Annotated in this window: 24 protein-coding genes and 2 pseudogenes; 14 read left to right on the top strand and 12 right to left on the bottom strand. The window is 62.7% G+C overall.

Going from position 1 to position 21,681, the window contains the following annotated elements; genetic code table 11:
• Positions 1 to 23 precede the first annotated feature (23 nt).
• From HS968_RS18780 to HS968_RS18805, 6 genes are all read right to left on the bottom strand, one after another.
• Positions 24 to 935 (bottom strand): SDR family oxidoreductase, encoded by a 912-nt coding sequence (locus tag HS968_RS18780; RefSeq protein WP_182368086.1) that lies wholly within the window; start codon positions 933 to 935, stop codon positions 24 to 26.
• 115 nt (positions 936 to 1,050) lie between these two features.
• Positions 1,051 to 1,338, bottom strand: a complete 288-nt coding sequence (locus tag HS968_RS18785) for a hypothetical protein (protein ID WP_119693122.1) — start codon at positions 1,336 to 1,338, stop codon at positions 1,051 to 1,053.
• Between the two features lie 154 nt (positions 1,339 to 1,492).
• Positions 1,493 to 2,023 (bottom strand): DUF1569 domain-containing protein, encoded by a 531-nt coding sequence (locus HS968_RS18790; RefSeq protein ID WP_182368088.1) that lies wholly within the window; start codon positions 2,021 to 2,023, stop codon positions 1,493 to 1,495.
• Positions 2,016 to 2,912 carry an alpha/beta fold hydrolase gene (locus tag HS968_RS18795; protein WP_182368090.1) on the bottom strand — a complete coding sequence of 299 codons (897 nt, stop codon included), beginning with the start codon at positions 2,910 to 2,912 and terminating at the stop codon, positions 2,016 to 2,018. Before HS968_RS18795 ends, HS968_RS18790 begins: the two co-directional genes overlap by 8 nt.
• Positions 2,909 to 3,685 (bottom strand): class II aldolase/adducin family protein, encoded by a 777-nt coding sequence (locus HS968_RS18800; protein WP_407681637.1) that lies wholly within the window; start codon positions 3,683 to 3,685, stop codon positions 2,909 to 2,911. The genes HS968_RS18795 and HS968_RS18800 overlap by 4 nt, the downstream gene beginning before the upstream one ends.
• Before the next feature lie 206 nt (positions 3,686 to 3,891).
• Positions 3,892 to 4,341 (bottom strand): flavodoxin, encoded by a 450-nt coding sequence (locus HS968_RS18805; protein WP_179622232.1) that lies wholly within the window; start codon positions 4,339 to 4,341, stop codon positions 3,892 to 3,894.
• Positions 4,342 to 4,444: 103 nt separating this feature from the next.
• On the opposite strand from HS968_RS18805, the gene HS968_RS18810 reads away from it, so the two are divergent.
• Both HS968_RS18810 and HS968_RS18815 read left to right on the top strand, forming a co-directional pair.
• Positions 4,445 to 4,891, top strand: coding sequence for a PAS domain-containing protein (locus HS968_RS18810; RefSeq protein ID WP_179622233.1), 447 nt, complete (start codon positions 4,445 to 4,447; stop codon positions 4,889 to 4,891).
• 66 nt (positions 4,892 to 4,957) lie between these two features.
• The gene (locus HS968_RS18815) at positions 4,958 to 5,566 is read left to right on the top strand and encodes a PilZ domain-containing protein (RefSeq protein ID WP_182368092.1); all 609 of its coding nucleotides are present in this window, start codon (positions 4,958 to 4,960) and stop codon (positions 5,564 to 5,566) included.
• A gap of 9 nt (positions 5,567 to 5,575) precedes the next feature.
• Here HS968_RS18815 and HS968_RS18820 read toward each other — a convergent pair whose 3' ends face one another.
• Complete coding sequence (locus HS968_RS18820; protein WP_182368094.1) at positions 5,576 to 6,529, bottom strand: MerR family transcriptional regulator; 954 nt, start codon at positions 6,527 to 6,529, stop codon at positions 5,576 to 5,578.
• Between the two features lie 278 nt (positions 6,530 to 6,807).
• Here HS968_RS18820 and HS968_RS18825 point away from each other — a divergent pair, with 278 nt between their 5' ends.
• The 7 genes from HS968_RS18825 (at position 6,808) to HS968_RS18855 (ending at position 10,786) form a co-directional block, all read left to right on the top strand.
• Positions 6,808 to 7,374: an antibiotic biosynthesis monooxygenase gene (locus HS968_RS18825; protein ID WP_182368096.1), complete on the top strand. Its 567-nt coding sequence runs from the start codon at positions 6,808 to 6,810 to the stop codon at positions 7,372 to 7,374.
• 307 nt (positions 7,375 to 7,681) lie between these two features.
• The gene (gene folM / locus HS968_RS18830; RefSeq protein ID WP_182368098.1) at positions 7,682 to 8,392 is read left to right on the top strand and encodes a dihydromonapterin reductase; all 711 of its coding nucleotides are present in this window, start codon (positions 7,682 to 7,684) and stop codon (positions 8,390 to 8,392) included.
• Positions 8,393 to 8,413: 21 nt separating this feature from the next.
• Positions 8,414 to 8,974 (top strand): GTP cyclohydrolase I FolE, encoded by a 561-nt coding sequence (gene folE, locus HS968_RS18835; protein WP_106736673.1) that lies wholly within the window; start codon positions 8,414 to 8,416, stop codon positions 8,972 to 8,974.
• Positions 8,974 to 9,345, top strand: coding sequence for a dihydroneopterin triphosphate 2'-epimerase (gene folX, locus HS968_RS18840; protein ID WP_106736674.1), 372 nt, complete (start codon positions 8,974 to 8,976; stop codon positions 9,343 to 9,345). The genes folE and folX overlap by 1 nt, the downstream gene beginning before the upstream one ends.
• Positions 9,346 to 9,409: 64 nt before the next feature.
• Positions 9,410 to 9,703: a DUF1244 domain-containing protein gene (locus HS968_RS18845; protein WP_119693131.1), complete on the top strand. Its 294-nt coding sequence runs from the start codon at positions 9,410 to 9,412 to the stop codon at positions 9,701 to 9,703.
• Positions 9,700 to 10,041 carry a HopJ type III effector protein gene (locus HS968_RS18850; RefSeq protein ID WP_182368099.1) on the top strand — a complete coding sequence of 114 codons (342 nt, stop codon included), beginning with the start codon at positions 9,700 to 9,702 and terminating at the stop codon, positions 10,039 to 10,041. The genes HS968_RS18845 and HS968_RS18850 overlap by 4 nt, the downstream gene beginning before the upstream one ends.
• 157 nt (positions 10,042 to 10,198) lie before the next feature.
• A complete protein-coding gene (locus HS968_RS18855; protein WP_182368101.1) occupies positions 10,199 to 10,786 on the top strand; it encodes a putative glycolipid-binding domain-containing protein in 588 nt (195 codons plus the stop codon).
• A 249-nt stretch (positions 10,787 to 11,035) separates the two neighbouring features.
• Here the strand turns inward: HS968_RS18855 and HS968_RS18860 are convergent, their stop codons facing one another.
• From HS968_RS18860 to HS968_RS18880, 5 genes are all read right to left on the bottom strand, one after another.
• Complete coding sequence (locus HS968_RS18860; protein WP_182368103.1) at positions 11,036 to 11,365, bottom strand: AzlD domain-containing protein; 330 nt, start codon at positions 11,363 to 11,365, stop codon at positions 11,036 to 11,038.
• Entirely contained in the window at positions 11,365 to 12,075 is a 711-nt protein-coding gene (locus tag HS968_RS18865; RefSeq protein WP_182368105.1) for an AzlC family ABC transporter permease, read from the bottom strand. Before HS968_RS18865 ends, HS968_RS18860 begins: the two co-directional genes overlap by 1 nt.
• Before the next feature lie 155 nt (positions 12,076 to 12,230).
• Positions 12,231 to 13,025 (bottom strand): PAS domain-containing protein, encoded by a 795-nt coding sequence (locus HS968_RS18870; protein ID WP_182368107.1) that lies wholly within the window; start codon positions 13,023 to 13,025, stop codon positions 12,231 to 12,233.
• Positions 13,022 to 13,687 carry a response regulator gene (locus HS968_RS18875; RefSeq protein ID WP_182368108.1) on the bottom strand — a complete coding sequence of 222 codons (666 nt, stop codon included), beginning with the start codon at positions 13,685 to 13,687 and terminating at the stop codon, positions 13,022 to 13,024. The genes HS968_RS18870 and HS968_RS18875 overlap by 4 nt, the downstream gene beginning before the upstream one ends.
• A complete protein-coding gene (locus HS968_RS18880; RefSeq protein ID WP_182368110.1) occupies positions 13,684 to 14,781 on the bottom strand; it encodes an ATP-binding protein in 1,098 nt (365 codons plus the stop codon). The genes HS968_RS18875 and HS968_RS18880 overlap by 4 nt, the downstream gene beginning before the upstream one ends.
• Before the next feature lie 298 nt (positions 14,782 to 15,079).
• Here HS968_RS18880 and HS968_RS18885 point away from each other — a divergent pair, with 298 nt between their 5' ends.
• From HS968_RS18885 to HS968_RS18900, 5 genes and pseudogenes are all read left to right on the top strand, one after another.
• The gene (locus HS968_RS18885) at positions 15,080 to 16,450 is read left to right on the top strand and encodes an NAD(P)-binding domain-containing protein (RefSeq protein WP_182368112.1); all 1,371 of its coding nucleotides are present in this window, start codon (positions 15,080 to 15,082) and stop codon (positions 16,448 to 16,450) included.
• Positions 16,451 to 16,530: 80 nt separating this feature from the next.
• Complete coding sequence (locus HS968_RS18890; RefSeq protein WP_182368114.1) at positions 16,531 to 18,876, top strand: DUF1989 domain-containing protein; 2,346 nt, start codon at positions 16,531 to 16,533, stop codon at positions 18,874 to 18,876.
• A gap of 589 nt (positions 18,877 to 19,465) precedes the next feature.
• Positions 19,466 to 19,750, top strand: a pseudogene (locus HS968_RS26425) (PAS domain-containing protein); the annotation flags it as partial.
• Between the two features lie 117 nt (positions 19,751 to 19,867).
• Positions 19,868 to 20,041 (top strand): annotated as a pseudogene (locus tag HS968_RS26430) (methyl-accepting chemotaxis protein); the annotation flags it as partial.
• Positions 20,042 to 20,301: 260 nt separating this feature from the next.
• On the top strand, positions 20,302 to 21,669 hold the full coding sequence (locus tag HS968_RS18900; RefSeq protein WP_182368116.1) for an ammonium transporter: 1,368 nt from the start codon (positions 20,302 to 20,304) through the stop codon (positions 21,667 to 21,669).
• The last annotated feature ends 12 nt before the right edge of the window (positions 21,670 to 21,681 follow it).

Below are 21,681 nucleotides of genomic sequence, written 5' to 3' on the forward strand. Positions count from 1 at the left end.
GCGACGTCAGCCCCGTTGGCCGATCAGAGGGCGTACTTCTGCAGATTCGCCATCATTTCCTTGAGTGCCTCGACGTTATCGGCCGGATGCGCCGCGCCATCGAAATCACAGATGCGCTGCCACTGCGCGGCGACATCTTCCGGCGCGAAACCCGCCTTGGGATCGAAGCCAGCCCCGAGGCTACGCTCCCAGCGAACCTTGCCGACCCAGCCACCACCGACTTCGAACAAGCCACCGGTGTCCTGGCAGGCGTCGCTGCCGAGATAAACCACCAACGGGCTGATCAGCTCGGGCTTGAGCTGCTCGAATACCTGGGGCGGGATCAATCCTTCGGTCATGCGCGTGGCACCGGTAGGTGCGATGGCATTGACCAGAATGTTGTTCTTGCGGCCTTCGATGGCCAGCGTACGGGTCAGACCATAGAGACCGAGCTTGGCCATGCCGTAGTTGCTCTGGCCAAAGTTGCCGTAGATGCCGGAGGTGGACGAAGTGAAGATCACCCGACCGTAATTCTGTTCGCGCAGATGGGGCCAGGCAGCATAGGTGGTCTTGTAGGCGCCCTCGACGTGCACCTTGTAGACCAGATCCCAGTCGGCGTCCTCCATCTTGTGGAAGCTCTTGTCACGCAGGATGCCGGCGTTGTTCACCAGCACATCGATGCGCCCGAAGTGATCCAGCGCGGTCTGCACGATCTTGTCGCCATCGGTTACCGAATCGTAGTTGGCCACAGCACTGCCACCAAAGGCCTTGATCTCTTCCACCACCTTGTCCGCGGCCGAGGCGTTGGCGCCCTCACCGTGAGTGCTGCCGCCCAGGTCGTTGACCACTACCTTGGCGCCATGACGTGCGAACAGCAGTGCATGGGCGCGACCGAGGCCACCACCGGCACCGGTGACTATCACCACTTGATCTTCGAAACGGATGGCATCACTCATCGACTGACTCCTCGGGGCAGATTGGCAATGCCCCCGAGTGTCCGGCAGCGTCGCGTGCTCCACAAGAGCGCGCGACCTGCCTGAATGACGACTGATAATGCGACGTTATAGGCCGTCAGCTGCCCGAACCGGAACCAGAACCGGCCCCATTGCCATCGCCACCAGTGCCACCGTCACCATTGCTGCCGCCCGGATTGCCATCGGTACCCGGACCACCACCTGCAGGAGGAAGACCGTAGCCATCGCTATCTTCGCCACCTGGGGTAGTCGGTGCCTGCGGGTCTGATGGTGCAGGCATGGTTGGTCCGTTGCCATCGGTAGCAGAATCGTTGGCTGCGAACGTAGGCAGCGCTACGGCGCTCAGCATGCCGCCCAGCAGGAGTGCGGATAATGTCTTGTTCATGACGTACCTCGATTGTTGGTGAGTTACAGTTTTAGTGAGTCACCAGGGTCGAGATTGGTTCGACAAAAATGATCGGCGGCCACTTGCCAGCTGGCGGGTGAGACCGTCAGCTGCATTGGACGCCGTAAGAACTGGAAGCCGTGAAGGTGGTTTGTCAGGCGGGACGAATCAGACTCAGATGGTTGTAGAGATGCATCACGTGCGCCTCGGCATATTCGGCATGATCGAGTGCACCGTAGGCGAAGTGGGGTTGCAGTTCGCCGTCGTAGCCGGCGAAGCGTTCGAAGGCCGCCTGCAGGCGCTGCAATGCCAGTTCCTGGCTAGCCGGTTCGGCCAGCGGCGCGGCACCTGGAATGACCTCGTCGAGCGGATGACGCATGGCCCCACGAACACTGAACACGGCAAAGGCTGCCGGCCCAACGCTGTGACGAAACCAGGCGGGCTTCAGCTCGGGATAACCGTCCATGGAGTACTCGATGCTCTGTGCGCAGTGATTGAACACTTCTTGCGGACTCCAGCCACGGGTGGCGACCAACGCCCGCCCCTGCAATTCATCGAGCACCTGGCGCGCGCCATCCAGGCTGACGGCCGCCGGCCGCGGACTGGTCGGTAACGCCCAGAAACCAGCCCCCAGAGCCGCCACACCGCCGACAGCAGCGCCTTTCAACAGGGTACGCCTACGCATCATCACTCCTTGTTCCCTCAACGAACTGCAGATAGTGCTCCAGCACCTGCTGCGGCGCCTCGAGCTGTGGGTAATGGCCGATGTCGTCCAGCAGGACCGTGTCGGCATCGGCTATCAACTCGCGATAGCGCGCCACCATGTGTGCCCCGGAGATTGGATCGAACGCCCCGTCGATCACCCGCATCGGCACTGTCGTCGCCTGCATCGCCGTGACCCAGCGCTCACGCTGTTGGCGTCGCTCTGGCATGTAACGGATCAGCCGGTGCATCACCGCAGGGCCATTGTTGTACTTCACCAGTTGCCAGAGGGCGTCCAGCTCGGCATCACTGGCCTGCGAGCGCGGGCCAAAAATACGGGCAAAGCTCTGCGCCAACTTGCGCCGCGAGAACAGGCGGCCAACCAGAGGGCCAAGCGGACCCAGCAGCAATTTCTGCACACGTACCGGATGGTGAGTCTCGGGAAACAGGCCGCCGTTGAGAAACACGCAACTGGCCAGCTTCACTCGACCGTCCTGGTGCCGGGCAATCATTTCCTGCGCCACGCTGTCGCCATAATCGTGTGCCAGCACATGCAAGGGCCGCTGCTCGCCGAGGTGCGCCAGCAACGCCTGTTGCAGATCCGCCTGCTCCAGCAGGCTGTAATCATGGCCGCGAGGCTTGGCGGAATAACCGAAGCCAAGCATGTCGCAGGCGATCACCCGGTAGCGCTCGGCCAACGGTGCCCACAGGTAGTGCCAATCCCAGCTCGCGGTAGGGAAACCGTGAATCAGCAACAACGGCTCAGCATCTTCAGCACCGGCCACCCAGTAGCGGATGGTGTGGCCACGAAAATCCATTGCCAGCCCCCGAGCATGCCAGTCATCCAGGGCAATGCCTGGCAACTCGCTCACTGGTCGTAGCCCGGCATCTGCTGGTCGAGTTTGCGCAACAACGCCGGCCAAGGCAGCGAACCGCCCATACCCTGCGGGCTCTTCATCACCCCGGCGATCATCGCTTGAGCACCATCGAGAATCTGCTGAGGAATATGGATCAGCTCCGAGCCGCCACTCTGCGCCATCACCTGAATCTCGCAGGCACGCTGCAGGATGAACATGCCGAGGAAGGCATCGGCAATGCTGCCGAAAGCCGTGAGCAGACCGTGATTGGGCAGGATCATGAAGTTCTTCTCACCCAGGTCAGCCTGCAGGCGCGCCTTCTCGTCGTGGTTCAGCGCCACCCCCTCGTAGCCGTGATACGCCAGGCTGGCGAGCACGAACAGCGACTGCTGCGAGAGCGGCAGCAACCCCTGCTTCTGCGCCGACACGGCGATGCCTGCCGCGGTGTGGATATGCAGCACGCAGCCAACATCGTGACGCACCTCGTGTACCGCACTGTGGATGGTGTAGCCGGCCGGATTGATGTCGAACGGGCTGTCCATCAGCTTGGTGCCCGCCAGGTCGACCTTCACCAGGCTGGATGCAGTGATTTCGTGGAACATCAGCCCATAGGGGTTGATGAGGAAATCTTCGGTGCCCGGCACCTTGGCGGAAATATGGGTGAAGATCAGATCGTCCCAGCCGTACAGGGCAATCAGCCGATAGCAGGCGGCCAGGTCGACACGGGCGCGCCATTCGGCTTCAGACACTTGGTTCTTCACGGCAGGGAGCTTCAGCGGAGCGTTCACGGCGGTCACCTCGATATTCTTGTTGATCGGTGGTGTCCGCAGTCTAGCCCTGCCGCTGACAGGCGATAGTCGCTCTGGCAGCCATCTTGATGGCCTTGCGAGTCACGAAGCCGATGACACGTGGCGCGATAAGCCGATATTCGCCGCTCTTATCGTCAGAATGGCCCGGCAGGTGCGCATGAAGCGCCCTGCCCGTCCTTGATCGCTCAGCCCTGCAAGGCCGCAGCAAGTTCCTGCAACCAGGGCTCGGCATCGCTTTCAGGCGTGACGGTTTCACTGGAATCCAGGCGCAGCATCTCGACCACCTCGCGCAGCCCCAACTCGGCATAGAGTTCGCGGATCAGCTCGCCGCCGCCACAGAAGGTGTCGTAACTGGAATCACCCAACGCCAGCACCGCGCCCGGCAAACCACTCCAGGCTGGCAAACGGTCGCGAATCTCGCTGTACAGCGGCAGCAGATTGTCGGGTAGCTCGCCCATGCCCGTGGTCGAGGTCACGGTGAGGAAGGCATCCGGCGCGAAGGCCAGCAGTTCGTCCAGGCTCATGTTCGATTTGTGCCAGGCCTCCAGGCCAGCAGCCTTGAGTTGACGTTCGGCGTGGCGGGCGACTTCTTCTGCGGTGCCGTAGACCGAACCCGAGAGGATGGCGATTTTCATGACAACTCCGGAAACAGGGAAAAACGCCGCGCATTATGCCGCAAGTAGACAGCCCGACCCGATGTTTTAGAATGCAGCGCATATCTCTCGCGGAATTGTCCTCATGATCAATGCCAAGCTGCTGCAACTGGTAATCGATGCCTCCAACGACGGAATCGTGGTGGCCGAGCAGGAGGGTGAAGACAACATCCTGATCTACGCCAATGCCGCGTTCGAAAACCTGACCGGTTATCCCTGCGATGACATCCTCTATCAGGACTGCCGCTTCCTGCAGGGCAACGACCGTGCCCAGGTTGGCCTGCAGGCCATTCGTGACGCCGTGCGGGAGCAGAAGCCCTGCCGCCAGATCATCCGCAACTACCGCAAGGACGGCAGCGCCTTCTGGAACGAGCTGTCGATCACCCCGGTATTCAACGAAGGCGACCAACTGACCTATTACATCGGTATCCAGAAGGACGTCACCGAGCAGGTGGAAGCTCAGCAGCGCGTGCGAGAGCTGGAAGCCGAGGTCGCAGCACTGAATGCCGAGCTGGCCCGCCTGAAAAGCTGACGAACGTACAAAACTATCGTCGCGCGGCGGGGTCTGAATGGTTTGCAACCCTATGCAGTACCTATCATGCAAAGCGACCCGCTGCTGACTCAGGACGAACTGGATTACATCCAGAAGATCCTTTCCACCTCCTCGCGCAAGCGCCGTCCCAGCACGGCGCCACAGTTGGCCATTGGCGAACAGCTGAGCCAACTACTCAGCCGTCTGGGCAATAAAGAACAACTGAGCCTGGACACTCACCGCGACGACCAACACCTGAGCTTTCCCTTGCACCTGATTCAGGATGAGCAAAGCCATCCACGCCTGGAGCTGGGCACCCCACTGATCTTCGAACACGGGGTCAATGAGCGGCCCTGGCGCCTGGAGCCGCCAGCACCGCTGACCTTGCTCGACAGCAACGACCGCCCCAGCGGCCTACAGGCAATTGAGCTATCGCACAGCGGCATGCTGGTGCATTACGGCAAGCCAGGCAGCCCGGCCAAGGATCAGTTGCTGCAGCTGATGCTGCCGCAACAGCGTCGCGTACAGCTGCGCGCACGCCTGGTGCGACGCATCAGCCAGACGCGCTATGCCTACAGCCTGGCAACCCTGCATGAGGAAGACGAGCAGACGCTGCGCCAGTACCTTTTCGAGCAACACAGCGACCTTCAGCATCGCACCGCAACGGTTGGCTGAAGACCTCGATCAGGTGTCGAGATGACCGGCGAGAAACTGCTGCAAGCGACGCTGCATGACTCGCCCTTCATTGCCCAGGCAGGCAATGGGTGAACCCGCCAGGCTTTCTTCGGCAAGATCGGAGCTGTCGCCGGCCAGCAACAACGGGCATTCCAACGCCAGTGCCAGACGTGAAAGCTGACGCGGAAAATCCTCGCCTGGCGGCTGGTTGCTGAACAGCACCAGCGCCTGCGGTTGCATCCGCTCACAGATCAGCGCCAGATCCTTCAGGGGGACGCCCGGCCCCATCAGCGTCACATCGGAGTCCTGGTTGCTCAGCAGCAAGGCAGCTACCAGCAACTCCAGCTCACGGCACTGCCCCGGCAGCGATGCCAGCAGGATACGGTCACGCGACTCATCACGGCCCAGTTGCAGACGCTGCCAGCAGCGTCCCCTGAGAAAGCCGTCAAGCAGAAGCCATTCGCCACGCTGACCAACGTCATCCTGACGCAGCAACAGTTCCTGCCACAGCGGCATCAGAATGTCCTGAAACACCACCGCCAGCGGATAGCAGGAAAAAATCTGGCCATACAGCCGATCAAGGCGCGGCTCGTCGAAATTCTCCAAGGCACGACGCAGTTGCTCCTGCCACTGACTCCAGTCATCGCTGCTGACTTCGTTGTAAGCCGGTGTGGCGACGCTGCGACTGGCGACGCTCTTGGCCAGGATCGAGCCGACCTTGCTGACCGCGACACCGCGTTCGATCCAGGCCAGGATGCTGCGCACGGCATCGATATCGGCTTGCGAGTAAAGACGGTGACCGCTGTCGGTACGAGTCGGCTGGATCAAGCCGTAGCGCCGCTCCCAGGCGCGCAAGGTGACAGGGTTGACGCCCGTCAGCCGCGAAACCTCACGAATCGGAAACAGTTCTTCCTGCTTCAGCGCACTGGAAATGGGTGATCTGGCACCAACAAATTCGGACATGGCATGAGCATCACGGCAGACAGGAATCGCCGCATTGTACAGCAGGCGTTCAAGCTGCCAACTTCGCACCGCATACAAGCACGGCGCACGATCAGGGTGCATCTGCTTCGATCTTCGCCAGCCACATGAAGGGCGTACAGGCCGGTCATCACACGGCGCTGGCGCTTTTGCCGAAAATGGGAATAATCCTTGCTGCATTTCTACTGAGCGCATTACCCCGCGCTCAGTACTGCCCACGGCATCACCCCTGCCCCGGGCCACATTCGAGGAGATACACAATGTCCCCCGTTACCCTCATGGTGGCGCGTCGCGTCGCCAATGGCCGCTATCACGACTTCATCGCCTGGCTGCGTGAAGGCGAGCACCTGGCCACCGACTTCCCTGGTTACCTCGGCTCCGGCGTTCTGGCACCTCCGCCCGGCGATGACGAATTCCAGATCGTGTTCCGTTTCAGCGACGAGCAGACCATGGCCGCCTGGGAACATTCGGCTTCGCGTCAGGCCTGGCTCGCACGCGGTACCGGCCTGTTCGCCCAACCGCAGGAGAAGCGCGCCGTAGGCCTCGATGCCTGGTTCGGCAGCGCCCACCGGCAAACACCGCGCTGGAAGCAGAGCGTGGCCATCTGGCTGGCCTTCTTCCCGGTTTCGCTGGCCTTCAACCTGCTGTTCGGCCCCTGGCTTAGCGACCTGCCGCTGGTCACGCGTGTACTGCTTTCCACCCTGGCACTGACGCCGCTGATGACCTACCTGTTCATCCCGCTGTCCACACGCCTGCTGGAACCATGGCTTCAAGGCACCTCCACGCCCCGGCTGAGTAAACGCGCGGCCAGCATCGGCAAATCCTGAAAGTTCTCGCATCGTCATCGGCCAGCCTCGTGCTGGCCGATTCGTTTCTACGTTTCTACAAGCAGGAAAACCTATACAAGGTATAAAAATCGTACAGATAAAGTACAAACAAGCATTTCTCCAAGCCGCGGTAAAAATCGTTTAAAGACAGGAAAATAGCGCCATGCGCGGCTCCCCCAAGCAAACCCTCACGCTTCGCATGGTTGTACAAGCCGTAGCACTGGTATAGCTTTATTGGCGATCTGCCAGAAGCGCGCTATCGCGAGCGCGTGACCGCTGGCCTTCATTTTTCCTGCACGAGTCGCCCATGAGCGCTGCCAGCTTTCCCATCCTGATCACCGGCGCCGGCCAGCGGGTCGGCCTGTACTGCGCCGAGCGCCTGCTCGATGACGGCCAGGCGGTGATCATCAGCTACCGCCAGGAGCGCGACAGCATCACCCGCCTGCGCGAGCGCGGCGCCATCGCCTTGCAGGCAGACTTCAGCGATGAAGCCGGCATTCTCGCCTTCATCGAACAGCTCAAGACGCATTGCTCCGGGCTGCGCGCCATCGTCCACAACGCCTCGCAGTGGTTGGCCGAAACACCCGGCGAAGAAGCCGAGGCCTTCCGCCAGCTGTTCACCGTGCACATGCTCGCGCCCTACCTGATCAACCTGCATTGCAGCGAGTTGCTGCTGCGTTCGGAGCAGGCCGACATCGTCCACGTCAGCGACGACGTGGTGCGCAAGGGCAGCGCCAACCGTCCGGCCTACTGCGCCAGCAAGGCCGGCCTGGAAAGCCTGACACTGTCCTTCGCCGCGCGCCTGGCACCTCGCATCAAGGTCAACGGCATCGCCCCGGCGCTGCTGATGTTCAATGACGGCGACGACCAGGCCTACCGCAACAAGGCCCTGAGCAAATCGGCACTCGGCCTCGAGCCCGGCCCGCAGGTTTTCTACCAGAGCCTGCGCTACCTGCTGGACACCCCCTATCTGACCGGCACCACCCTTACCCTCAACGGCGGCCGCCACCTCAAGTGAGGCCAGCCCCAGGACACAGCCATGAGCGAACCTCTTTCCCAGCAATACCGCGAGATTCTTGTAGGCCTCGGTGAAAACCCCGAGCGCGAGGGCCTGCTCGACACACCGAAGCGCGCGGCCAAAGCCATGCAGTACCTCTGCCACGGTTATCAGCAGTCACTGGAAGAAATCGTCAACGGCGCGTTGTTCGAGTCGGACAACGACGAGATGGTGATCGTCAAGGACATCGAGCTGTATTCGCTGTGCGAACACCACCTGCTGCCCTTCATTGGCAAGGCGCATGTCGCCTACATCCCGACCGGCAAGGTGCTTGGCCTGTCCAAGGTGGCCCGGATCGTCGACATGTTCGCTCGCCGTCTGCAGATCCAGGAGAACCTCACCAAGCAGATCGCCGATGCCGTGCAGAGCGTGACCAATGCCGCCGGTGTTGCCGTGGTGATCGAAGCCAAGCACATGTGCATGATGATGCGCGGGGTGGAAAAGCAGAACTCGGTCATGAGCAGCTCGGTGATGCTCGGCGCGTTCCGCGAGTCCTACAATACCCGCCATGAATTCCTGCAACTGATCGGACGGAACAACTAATGCCGCGACTGGAACCCGGAATGGCGCGTATCCGCGTCAAGGATCTGCGCCTGCGCACCTACATCGGCATCAAGGAAGAGGAGATCAACAACAAGCAGGACGTGTTGATCAACCTGACCATTCTCTATCCGGCCGTCGATGCCGTGCAGGTCAACGATATCGACCACGCCCTGAACTACCGCACCATCACCAAGGCGATCATCGCTCACGTCGAGGGCAATCGCTTCGCCCTGCTCGAACGCCTGACCCAGGAGATTCTCGATCTGGTGATGGCCAACCCGGCGGTGCGCTACGCCGAGGTGGAAGTGGACAAACCGCATGCCCTGCGTTTCGCCGAGTCGGTATCGATCACCCTGGCCGGGCACCGCTGACGGCTTGCTGGCCTCGAAACGCGCTCTTATCATCGCCGCCAAACCTCGCCCCGGAGAGCCCAGCATGACCGAGCAAGAACGTCTCGAACTGGAAGCCGCAGCCTTTCGCGCCCTGGTGCAACACCTGCGTGATCGCACTGACGTACAGAATATCGAGCTGATGAACCTGGCCGGCTTCTGCCGTAACTGCCTGTCGAAGTGGTACAAGGCCGCCGCCGATGATCTTGGCGTCGACGTGAGCATCGACCAGGCCCGTGAAACCGTGTACGGCATGCCCTATGCCGACTGGAAGGCCAAGCACCAGAAAGAAGCCTCGGCCGAGCAGAAAGCCGCATTCGAAAAAGGAAAACACGCATGACCGCCCTCACCGACCTGCGCAGCCGCTTGCAGCAGGACGACTTCGCCTTCAGCGAAACCCTGGCCTTCGTCGCCGAGCACTATGACTATCAGCCCAGCGCCTTTCGCAATGGAGACGTGGAAAACGCTGCCGGGCAGAACGAAGGCTCGTGCAAGACGCTGGGCCTGGCCCTGCTCGAAGGATTCAACCAGGACGAAGCCCTGCGCGCCTTCGGCGAACACTATCGCAGCGTGGTGGCCACGCCGGACGGCAGCGATCACGGCAATATTCGCGCGTTGATGACTCACGGCCTGGAAGGCGTGACGTTCGAGCAACAGCCACTCAAAGCCAAGCAATAGCGCAAAAACTTGCGCAACTGTCGGCAAAGGCTGACAGACATCACTTCGCCACCACGCTATGCTGCGCGCCACAACACATCATGGAACACGAGGGAACGTGTTCTGCGCGCAGTCGCTGCCCTTCCCTCCTGTTTCGCGCTCGGCATGGAGTCGTCCGATGCAGCAGACCCTGGTATGGAAACCCTGGTACACCGCCGGCGTGGAAACGCTGCGCCTGAGCCAGGATGCCAACGGCATTCACGCTACCAGCCATCTCATGCAGGTCATCAAGGGCAACAGCATCGTTGCCAACTACCTGATCGATTGCGATATACGCTGGCGCTTCCGCCGCCTCTGGCTCAAGGTGGACAACCACGGCCAGCGCAGCCTGTGCCTGCACCGTGATCTGCGCGGCAACTGGCTGCTCGACGGCCAACCTCGCCCCGACCTGCTCGACTGCCAGCACGTCATGCTGTCGGCCTCGCCCTTCACCCATACCCCACCACTGCAACGCAGCGCGCTGGAGACCGGGCAGAGCGATGAAATGCAGGTCGCCTATATCGACATGCTCAGCCTCAAGATCGAACCGCGTCGGCAGCGCTACCAGTGTCTACGCCGCCGCCCCGGTGAAACGCTCTACCGCAGCCAGGTCGAGGGCAACCCGCAGACCGAGTTGAGCGTCGACGACCAGGCCCTGCTGCTCAAGGCCAACGAACACTACCTGCGCCTGAGCCAGCGTGATCTGAAAGTCAGCGCGCTGGTGTAACACGCATCACTTGTCCGACCGCGAGGGTGCGCTATGCGCACCGCGAATACGGTGGTGTTGGCCTGGTGCGCGCAGCGCACCCTACGCAAAGCCAACGTGCTCTGACGCATCAGAGGAAAGCTCTCTCTACCGCAACACACATCACCTGTCGGCAACGCTCCCGGTAGGGTGCGCCATGCGCACCGCGAATACTGCGGTACCTACCTAGTGCGCACGGCGCATCCTACGCACAGCCAAGGCAAGCGCCACTCAGATGGGCAACTGCCCAAACGCCCAACGCAGCAGAAAGAACACCAGCAAGCCGCCACCGATGGTCGCCAGCAAATGCCGCGTGAAAGCTGCGATGGCAATGGCAACCAGCCCCGCCAACAGATAGGCGTTATCCCAGCTCAGCGCCCAGTTCTGCCCGTCGGGCAGCAGCATGCCGGGGATCACGATGGCGGTCAGCACCGCGGTCGGCACGTAGTGCAGTCCCTGCCGGATCAACGGCGGAAAACGCAGGTCAGGGAAGGCGAACAGGCTGTAGCGGGTGATAAAGGTGATCGCCAGCATACCCAGGATCAGCAACCAGATATCCATCAGACCAGTTCCTCCTGCAAGACCGGCTTGCGCCGCTCCAGCCATACGCCGACCACGATGCCACTGGCCGCCGCCGCCATCAGCCCGAGCTTGTACGGCAATGGATGACAAGCCAGCGCGACAGCAGCCGCGACCAGGGCCGCAGCGACCTGCGGCTGGTTGCGCAGCATGGGCACGACAATACCGATGAAGGTTGCCAGCATGGCGAAATCCAACCCCCATTCCCCGATGTTCGGCACGGCCTGGCCGAACAGTACGCCGACCAGCGTGCACAGCTGCCAGTTGCAGTACATCGCCAGTGCCGCACCGAGAAAATACCAGTGCCGATAGGGCTCGCTATCGCCGCGCGCATAGCGTTGCACCACCACCGCGTAGGCCTCGTCGGTGAGCCAGAAGGCCAACGGCATGCGCCAGCGCTTGGGCAGGTGGCACACGTAGGGCTGCAAGCTGGCGCTATACAGCGCATGACGCAGGTTGACCACCAAGGTGGTCAGCAGCACCACGGCGATACCCGCGCCGCCGGTCAGCAAGCTGATGGCGATGAACTGCGCCGAACCGGCGAATACCAGTAGTGACATACCTTGCGTCTGCCAGGGATCGAGCCCGGCGGCGCCAGCCAGGCTGCCGAAAATGATGCCGAAGGGCATGGCGCCGAGCAGCATCGGCAGCATATCGCGGGCGCCCTGGGTGAATTCTTGATAACGGGACATGGAACCTCCTTGGGCAGCCGAGCTTAGCCAAGCGCCCCAGGCAGGTCTTGAACGTTCTTGCTCAAATCCGATTTACGATCACGTGGCGCAGAACGTAGAGCGGGAACAATGGGCCACATCTGGCTGGCGGGTTGCACCCGCCCTACGCATGGAGCTCAGAAGCCTGCGGCGACGTCCCGCAACAGCGCCGGTGCGGCACCACGCTCCATGACGATGCCTTCGAGTCCCAGCAGATCGCCCAGATCCGAATAGATGCCCCGGCCACGCTCGCTGACCTGCTTTTCGCTACCATCGGCGCACAGTAGGCGATAGTCGAAAGCGAACGGCCGTGACTCGCGCAACGCCTCCTGCACGCCGCGCCAGACCCGCTCACGATCAGCCGGGTGGATCAGCCCGTTGAAGGTCAGACTCTGACTGTCGACCAGACGCTGCGCGGCATAGCCGGTCAGCTCCAGACACCCCGCACTGACGTACTCCATGCTCCAGTTACGGTTGTTGCGGCAGCGATAGACCATCAACGGCAGGCCATCGAGTAGATTGCTCAGGCTGCGATGGCGCGCCTGCAACTGCTGATGCTCGGGTATCTGCGCACTGATATCGGCCAGGCTGGCGACGAAGCCATCCCCGTGCCGCGCCAGGCGAATCTCGACCCAACGCAATTCACCCGTGCGATTCATGTAGCGCAGGCTGCCCACCCAGGGTGTGCCCAAATCACGCAGGCTGTGCAGGCCAAGCTGCCACACGGGACGATCTTCGATATGCAGAAACTGGCTGTGCTCGGCCTGCGGGCAATCGCGCAGCCGATAACCACTGAGCAGCTCCCAGCCGCGATTGGCCTGACGTATCAGCCCGGTGCCATCCAGATGGATCAGCGCAATCGGCAGCGCATCGAAATCCACCGACCGGCTGCCACCACTAAACGCATTGCGCAAACGGCGCCAGCCACTCATCGACACCCTCCATTGCCCTCGGGCAGGCCGCTGCGATGCGCCCAGGCCGCCAGTTCCAGGCGCGAACGCAGGTTGAGCTTGCTCAGCAGATGCTTCACATACACCTTCACCGTGCCGTCGCTGATGCCCAACTGGCGGGCGATCAGCTTGTTGCTGAAGCCCTCGGCGATCAGCGCCAGGGTCTGCCGCTCACGCTCGGTCAACTCCACGCGCTCGGCCTCCATGGCCGCCTCGCGCTCGCGCAGGCTGCTGGCGAGCAATACCGACAGCGCCGGATCGAGCCGGCCCTGGCCATGCGCGCAGGCACTCACTGCGGCCAGCAGGGCTTCCGGCTCGCTGTCCTTGAGCAGGTAGCCATCGGCGCCAGCACGCAGAGCGGCGAGCACATCGTCGCGCGCGGCCGAAGCCGTCAGCACCACCACGTTCACCTCGGGCAGATCACGCTTGAACCATTCCAGCGTGGCCAGGCCGTCGAGCCCAGGCATATGCAGGTCGAGCACCACCATCGCAGGATTCAAATCGCGCGCCAGGCTGATGCCTTCGCTACCGCTGGAAACGCTGCCGATCACACGAAACTCGCCACTGGATTCGAACAGCTCTGCCAGGCCGCGACGGAGCATCGGGTGATCATCAATCAGCAGCAGGTCGAACGGGGCAGTCATGGCCGACTCCAGCGCAGATGCACCCGTGTGCCGCTACGTTTCGGCAGCGCCTCGACACTCAGCTCGGCGCCGATCGCAGCCGCACGCTCGCGCATGATGCTCAGGCCGAAGTGACCGCTATCAGGCAAATCCTCCGGCAAACCGATACCGTCGTCGCAGACTTCGACTTCCAGGCCACTGGCGGTCGGCCACAGGCGAATACGCACCTGCCGCGCATGCGAGTGCCGCACCACATTGGCCAGCGCCTCACGCACGATCTGCAGCACCTGCAACTCGCTGTCGGCAGGCAGGCAATTGCCGGGTAGACGGTTGTCCAGGCTGAACACGCAGCTACTGCTGCGGGCGAACTCTGCCACCGAGGCTTCCAATGCCTGGCGCAGCGTGCGGCCGTCCATGGTCAAACGCGAGCTGCTGATCAGTTCGCGCACCTGGCGATGCACAGAACGCAAGGTATCGCGCAGATCATCGAGCATCACCTCGGCCTGCCTGGTGTCGCCCAGCACGCTTTGCAGCCGCGCGCTACGAATTTGCAGATAGCCGAGCTGCTGCGCCACCGAGTCGTGCAGCTCACGCGCCAGCACACCGCGCTCGGCGCTCAGCTCGCGACGACGCAGGCGGCGATCCTCCGCGAAAGCTTGCAGCACCTCGCCCAGGCGCCGGGCGATATCGCGTAACTGGTTGCGCTGGCCGATGCCCGGACGGCCACTGAAACCCACCAGTAGCAGCGCGCTACGGCCTTCCTCCTGCTGCAGACCGCACAAGGCCTGAAAGCGCCCCTGCTGCAGACAGCCGCGGCAGAGCTGCACTACGCCGGGCAGCGGCAGCTCTCCGGCATGCTCGGGACAGTCCGCGCAGGCAGCTCTCTCGCCCAACGCCCGCCAACCCGGCCCTGTGCGTTGCGGCAGCAACAGGCAGGCGTGATCGGCCTGAAGCGCCTGCTGCAGCTGCGGCAGCAACTCCAGCAACGGCCCATCGCCGCCGCCCTGCTGCAACAGACGCAGCGGCAGCTCCAGCAAGGTCTGCCGATAAGCCGATGGCGCAGCGGGTCGAGGCTGTCGCTCGAGCAGCAGGGTGCGCAGCAGCAACTGGATCATCCGGCCTCCACGGACAAGGAATCGCTCTCGATTGAGCAAGTTCCATGCCCTGACAGGACACTGGGAGAAACCATTGATAAGAAACAATATTTCCCAAGGAGAAATAACCGTCTTATCACCCACGCACCATCAGAAGGCCGCCACGCCCCTCTGCAGAGCATGCCGAACAACGCGACTACCTCCAAGGAGGTATCCCCAATGAGCGAGTTGCGACGGGGTGTCGAGCCAGTAAGGTAATTCCCACAAGGAAATTTAAATTCCTGAAATTACACATACGGTTTCATATGGGAGATTCAGCATGACCACTCGCATCGCCATCATCGGCGCCGGCCCCTGCGGCCTGGCCCAGCTCCGTGCCTTCCAGTCCGCAGCCGCCAAAGGTGCAGAGATTCCCGAGCTGGTCTGCTACGAGAAGCAGAGCGATTGGGGCGGCATGTGGAACTACACCTGGCGCACCGGCCTCGACGAGCACGGCGAACCGGTGCACGGCAGCATGTACCGCTACCTGTGGTCGAACGGGCCGAAGGAGTGCCTGGAGTTCGCCGACTACACCTTCGACGAACACTTCGGCCGGCCGATGGGCTCCTATCCGCCGCGTGAAGTGCTGTGGGACTACATCAAGGGTCGCGTCGAAAAGGCCGGCGTGCGCAAGTACATCCAGTTCAACACTGCCGTGCGCGGGGTGAGTTTCGACGAGACCAGCGGCCAGTTCGACGTGACCGTACACAGCTATGACCGCGACCTGACCAGCACCGAGCGCTTCGACTACGTGGTGGTCGCCAGCGGCCACTTCTCCACGCCCAACGTGCCCTATTTCGAAGGATTCGAGAGCTTCGCCGGGCGCGTGCTGCATGCCCACGACTTCCGCGACGCGCTGGAATTCAAGGGCAAGGACGTACTGATCGTCGGCGCCAGCTACTCGGCCGAGGACATCGGCTCGCAGTGCTACAAATACGGCGCGCGCTCGATCACCAGTTGCTACCGCAGCGCGCCGATGGGCTACAAGTGGCCGGAAAACTGGGAGGAAAAACCGCTGCTCACGCACGTATCGGGCAGCACGGCCTTCTTCGCCGACGGCACCAGCAAGCACATCGACGCCATCGTCCTGTGCACCGGCTACAAGCATCACTTCCCCTTCCTCACCGAGGATCTGCGGCTCAAGACCGACAACCGCCTGTGGCCGCTGAACCTGTACAAGGGCGTGTTCTGGGAGAACAACCCCAAGCTGGTCTACCTCGGCATGCAGGATCAGTGGTACAGCTTCAACATGTTCGACGCCCAGGCCTGGTACGCCCGCGACGTTATCCTCGGGCGCATCGCCCTGCCCGACCAGGCCGCCATGCACGCCGAAGACCTGGCCTGGCGCGAGGAAGAACTGACGCTGAAGAACGCCCAGGAAATGTTCGAATTCCAGGGCAAGTACATCCAGACCCTGATCGACGCCACCGACTACCCGAGCTTCGATATCGCCGCCGTGAACCAGACCTTCCTCGACTGGAAGCACGACAAGTACGACGACATCATGGGTTACCGCAACAAGTGCCACCGCTCGCTGATGACCGGCACCCTGGCCACGCCACACCACACCAGTTGGCTCGAGGCGCTGGACGACTCGCTCGCCGCCTACCTTTCCGACTCGCCGCAGACAGCCATCAAAGCCGTGGGCTGAGCACCCTGCGCCAGCGTGCGCACGCCCCGTAAGGTGCGCCGTGCGCACCGGCAGCAATCACAAGAACCAAGGTGCCTTGCATGCAGATGCCCGTGATTTCCCGGCCACACGAGCCGGCACTATTCGCTCGAACACCTGGCATGGAGCGCCATCGCGTCGCCCCGGGCGGCCTGACGGTGGTCGCCCTGGAGCCCGGCGACCGTATCGAGGTGATCGATATCGAAGGCGACCAGCATGCCGAGCTGTTGGCTTTCACCGAAGACGGTCGTGAAGCGCTCGCGGCGCTCGGCCTGCTGTCCAACCCCGGCGCCGACTTCATCGCTCGTCTGCTCAGCGATGGCAGCCGCGAATCGCAGCACGTCGCCAGCGGTCTGCTTAAACGCCATATCGACTCTCGCCACCTGCCCACGGCCGCACGCCTATGGCCAGACGGCACGCCAGCTGGTCACCAGGTGAAACTACAGGCCAACGCAACCCTGCTGCTGATCGTTGCCGCCCCAGGCGGACAGACGACGGTGGACAGCCAGCAGCGCGCCAGCGAGTTGCGCCTGATCATCCAGCGCGCCAACCCGTCGAGCCTGCTGATTCCAACCCTACCGGCGCCGTTGGGTGAAGTGCTCGACGAGTTCACCATCAGTCCCGGCAGCGCACGCGACTATGTGGTCGGTGCCGGCCAGTACATCCAGGTGATCGACGTCGCCGGCCGGCAATGCTCGGACTTCGTCGCCTTCGACCGGCGCGGCCTCGATGCCGGCCGCGAGATCGACCTCGACCCCACCGTCACCCGCACCCTGAACGGCAACGCCTATCCCGGCCCCGGCCTGTTCAGCAAGTTCTTCGACCGCGACATGCAGCCGATGCTGGAGGTGCTGCGCGACACCGTCGGCCGCCATGACACCTTCGCCCTGGCCTGCACCGCGCGCTATTACGAGGCGCAGGGTTACTTCGGCCACGCCAACTGCAGCGACAACATCAGCCGCGCCCTGCAAGGCCATGGCGTGCAGGGCCGTCGCGGCTGGCCGGCGATCAACTTCTTCTTCAACACCGGGGTCGATGCGCACCAGCAGCTTACGCTGGACGAGCCCTGGTCGCGCCCCGGCGACTACGTGCTGCTGCGCGCCATGAACGATCTGGTGTGCGCCAGCAGTTCCTGCCCGGACGACATCGACCCGGCCAATGGCTGGAACCCCACCGACATCCACATTCGCGTGTATTCCGACAAGGAGCGCTTCAGTATCGCCATGGCCAACCGCAAAACGCCTGACGCCGACCCGGTGCTGACCCGCGAAAGCGGCTTCCACCCGGGCACCTCCGCCCTCACCCGCCACTTCATCGACTACCGCGGCTGGTGGACGCCGACCCAGTTCGACGGCTACGGCACACTCGCCGAATACCACGCCTGCCGCGAGCGGGTGGCAGTGATGGATCTGTCCGCCCTGCGCAAGTTCGAGGTGCTCGGCCCCGACGCCGAAACCCTGCTCAACCATTGCCTGACCCGCGACGTGCGCAAGCTGGCGGTCGGTCAGGTGGTGTACAGCGCCATGTGCTATGAGCACGGCGGCATGCTCGACGACGGCACCCTGCTGCGTCTTGGCGCGGACGCATTCCGCTGGATCGGCGGTGAGGACTTCGGCGGTGAATGGCTGCGCCAGCAGGCCGAGAAACTGGGCATGAAGGTGTGGATCAAGTCCGCCTCCGAGCAGATCCACAACATAGCCGTGCAGGGCCCGCTGAGCCGCGAACTGCTGCAGCAGATGATCTGGACACCAGGCACCCAGCCGCCGCTGGAGGAGCTGGGCTGGTTCCGCTTCCTGGTCGGCCGCCTGGGCGATTACAACGGCGTGCCACTGATGGTCTCGCGTACCGGCTACACCGGCGAGCTGGGCTATGAAATCTGGTGTCATCCAGGCGATGCCATGCAGGTCTGGCAACGCCTCTGGCAGCTCGGCGAACCACTCGGATTGGCGCCGCTCGGCCTGCATGCACTGGACATGCTGCGCATCGAGGCTGGGCTGATCTTCGCCGGCTACGAGTTCAGCGACCAGACCGATCCGTTCGAAGCCGGCATCGGATTCTGCGTACCGCTGAAGAGCAAGCAGGACGACTTCATCGGCCGTGAAGCACTGCTCCGACGCAAGGAGCACCCGATGCACCATCTGGTGGGCCTGGAGCTGGAAGGCAACGAGACGGCCGCTCATGGCGATTGCGTGCATGTCGGCCGCGCCCAGGTTGGAGTGATCACCAGCGCCACGCGCTCACCTGTGCTGGGCAAGAACATCGCCCTGTGCCGCCTGGCGGTCGATTACTGCGCGCCTGGCACCCGCGTGGAGATCGGCAAACTCGATGGGCAGCAGAAACGCATCGGCGCCACGGTCGCCGCCGGAACCGTGGCCTATGACCCGGACAAGAGCCGGGTCAGAGCCTGACGCCGGCATGCCGCCGTAGGGTGCGCCGTGCGCACCACCGAGCTCGCCGCAGCCTGGTTCGGTGCGCACGGCGCACCCTACGGATTGGCTTCCCAAATACGGACGCAGCTCTTGGAAAGAGAATTGCTAGGGAACCGGGTAGCAGCTGCCAATCAGGAGGGCAGCGCTCAACGACCCCGAGGAGGATCGGCCGATGTGGTTCAGCAATACGCCCCGAAACCTGGCCAATGAACTCAACCAGTGGCTCGAGCACCTGCTCAGCCAGCGCACGCCGGCAACGCCTCGCCCGCACCTGCAGCAGCAACCGCAGTTGCTCGGCAGCCTGGAGCGCCTGCAGCGTGACTGGGAAGAGTTGCAACGTATCCGCCAGCACAGCGAAAAGCAGCCACCCGCGCCCTGTACGGCAGAGGAATACGCAGCGCTGAAGCAGCGGCTGGCTCAAGCCGAACAGCAATGTGCCCGGCTCGAAGACGAGCTGCGCGCCAGCCACGCACAGAACCAGAACGTCACGACCGAGCGCGCCCATTGGGAAGAAGAGCGCCAGGTCTGGGAACTGACCAAGCGCACCCTGACCGAGGGCTGCTGGGCGATGAACGTAGTCAACGGCGACCCGGATCATCCGCAGAACCTGATCCGCTGGTCCGAGCAGTTCCGCGAGCTGATCGGCTACAGCCGCGCCGAATTCCCCGATGGCTGGGACAGCTATTTCCAGGTGGTCAACCCGGACGATCTGAAAGCGGTGATGCAGGCCTTCAATGCGTCCATGGTGGACAAGAGCGGCGACGGTTTCTACGCCGTGGAATACCGCATGCGCCACAAGACCCGCGGCGAAGTCTGGTACCGCGAGCGTGGCCGTTGCCTGCGCGATGCCCAGGGCAAGCTGACCTACGTCACCGGCGCGGTACGCGAGATCAGCGACGAGAAGGCCGCCGCCAGCATGCACGAACGCGAACAGGCCAGTATCCAGGCCACTTACGGGCAGATCGCCCAGGTCGCCGGGGTGATCAAGGGCATCGCCGAACAGACCAACCTGCTGGCCTTGAACGCGGCCATCGAAGCCGCACGCGCCGGCGAGCAGGGCCGCGGCTTTGCGGTGGTCGCCGACGAGGTGCGCAACCTGGCGCGGCGCACCCAGGAATCGGTGCAGCAGATTCAGGGCATGTTGCAAAAGAACACCTGAGTTACGACCCATTTTCAGGCGTGATGCCGACCGAATGAGCACAAACAGGGCATTTTTTAACCAGCTGTTTCAGCCCCGCCGCAACCGCCGGGCGCTGAGCGCAAGACCACTTCTGGCACAGCTATTGCCTATTCACTAAGAGAACTTTTTATAACTACAGATAAATTAAAACCTAGGGCGCAACACTTTCAGTTCCACTGCCAATACCGACGAACCTTCATAAGAACAGCATCGAGGATTGATTGATGGAAGAGCAGAAGACACCCACTCTGGAAGAGCTACAGGCTCTGATAGAGATGACCAACACCCTGAACATGGAAATGTTCTACTGGTGGTGTACCGCGCTGATGATCTGCATTCATGCAGGCTTCCTGTCCTACGAGATCGGTGCATCGCGACTGAAGAACGCCCTGGCGGCCGGCGTGAAGAACATTCTCGCTTTCGGCTTCATCGTCCCCAGTGTGTTCCTGCTCGGCTGGGCCGTGTACAACGCCTTCCCGGACGGCCTGGTACCGCGCATGGACGCCCTGATGGCCGGCATGCCGTGGAGCCAGTCCATGGGCCCGAACATCCAGGACAACGCCACCGGCATCTTCTGGGGCGCCTTCGCCCTGTTCGCCGCCACCACCGGTTCGATCCTCTCCGGCGCGATCATCGAGCGTGCACGGATGAGCGCCTTCATCATCATGACCATCGTCCTCGGTGGCTTCCTCTGGCTGCTCGCCGCGGCCTGGGGCTGGCACCCGGAAGGCTGGCTGACCGTGAAGTGGGGCTACCATGACGTCGGCGCCGCTGGCGTGGTGCACATGATCGCCGGCTTCTTCGCCCTTGGCGTGCTGATCAACCTCGGTGCGCGTATCGGCCGATTCAATGCCGACGGCAGCGCCAACGCCATCGTCGGTCACAGCATGCCGATGAGCGTGGTCGGCCTGATGCTGATCATCGTCGGCTTCTTCGGCTTCCTCGGCGGTTGCATTATCTACAACTCCGGCGCGCAGTGGATCAACATCTACGGCCAGCCGACCAACCTCTCGGCCTTCTCCTTCAACACCCTGATGGGCTTCGCTGGCGGCCTGATCGGCGCTTACCTGACCACTCGCGAACCCTACTGGATGATGTCCGGTGGCCTGGTCGGGATCATCTCGGTGGCACCAGGTCTGGATCTCTACCACCCCGGGCTGGCCTACCTGATCGGCATGGGCGTGTCGGCCCTGGCACCGCTGGTCAACAACCTGCTGCTCAAGTTCAAGCTGGACGACGCAGTCGGCGCCTTCGCCGTGCACGGCTTCGGCGGCTTCGCCGGCCTGGTGATCAGCGGCATCTTCCTGGCTGGCTACCCGAACGTGAACGGCATGCCGGAAATCAGCTTCTTCGGCCAACTGGGCGGCGCCATCGTCATGGCCGCGCTGGGCTTCATCCCTGGCTACGCCATCTCCTACGCCCTCAAGCAGGCAGGCATGCTGCGCGTTCCGGCGCACGCCGAAGAGCGCGGTCTCGACCTGACCGAAGTACCGGCCCAGGCCTACCCGGAATGGAGCTCGATGTACGGCAGCAGCACCAGCGTCAGCGGCCCTGCGCCCACCCCGCTGGTTGGCGAAACCAAACCAGCCTGATCAGCAATGGCC

Source organism: Pseudomonas berkeleyensis, assembly GCF_014109765.1.
In the GTDB taxonomy this organism is placed as follows: domain Bacteria; phylum Pseudomonadota; class Gammaproteobacteria; order Pseudomonadales; family Pseudomonadaceae; genus Aquipseudomonas; species Aquipseudomonas berkeleyensis.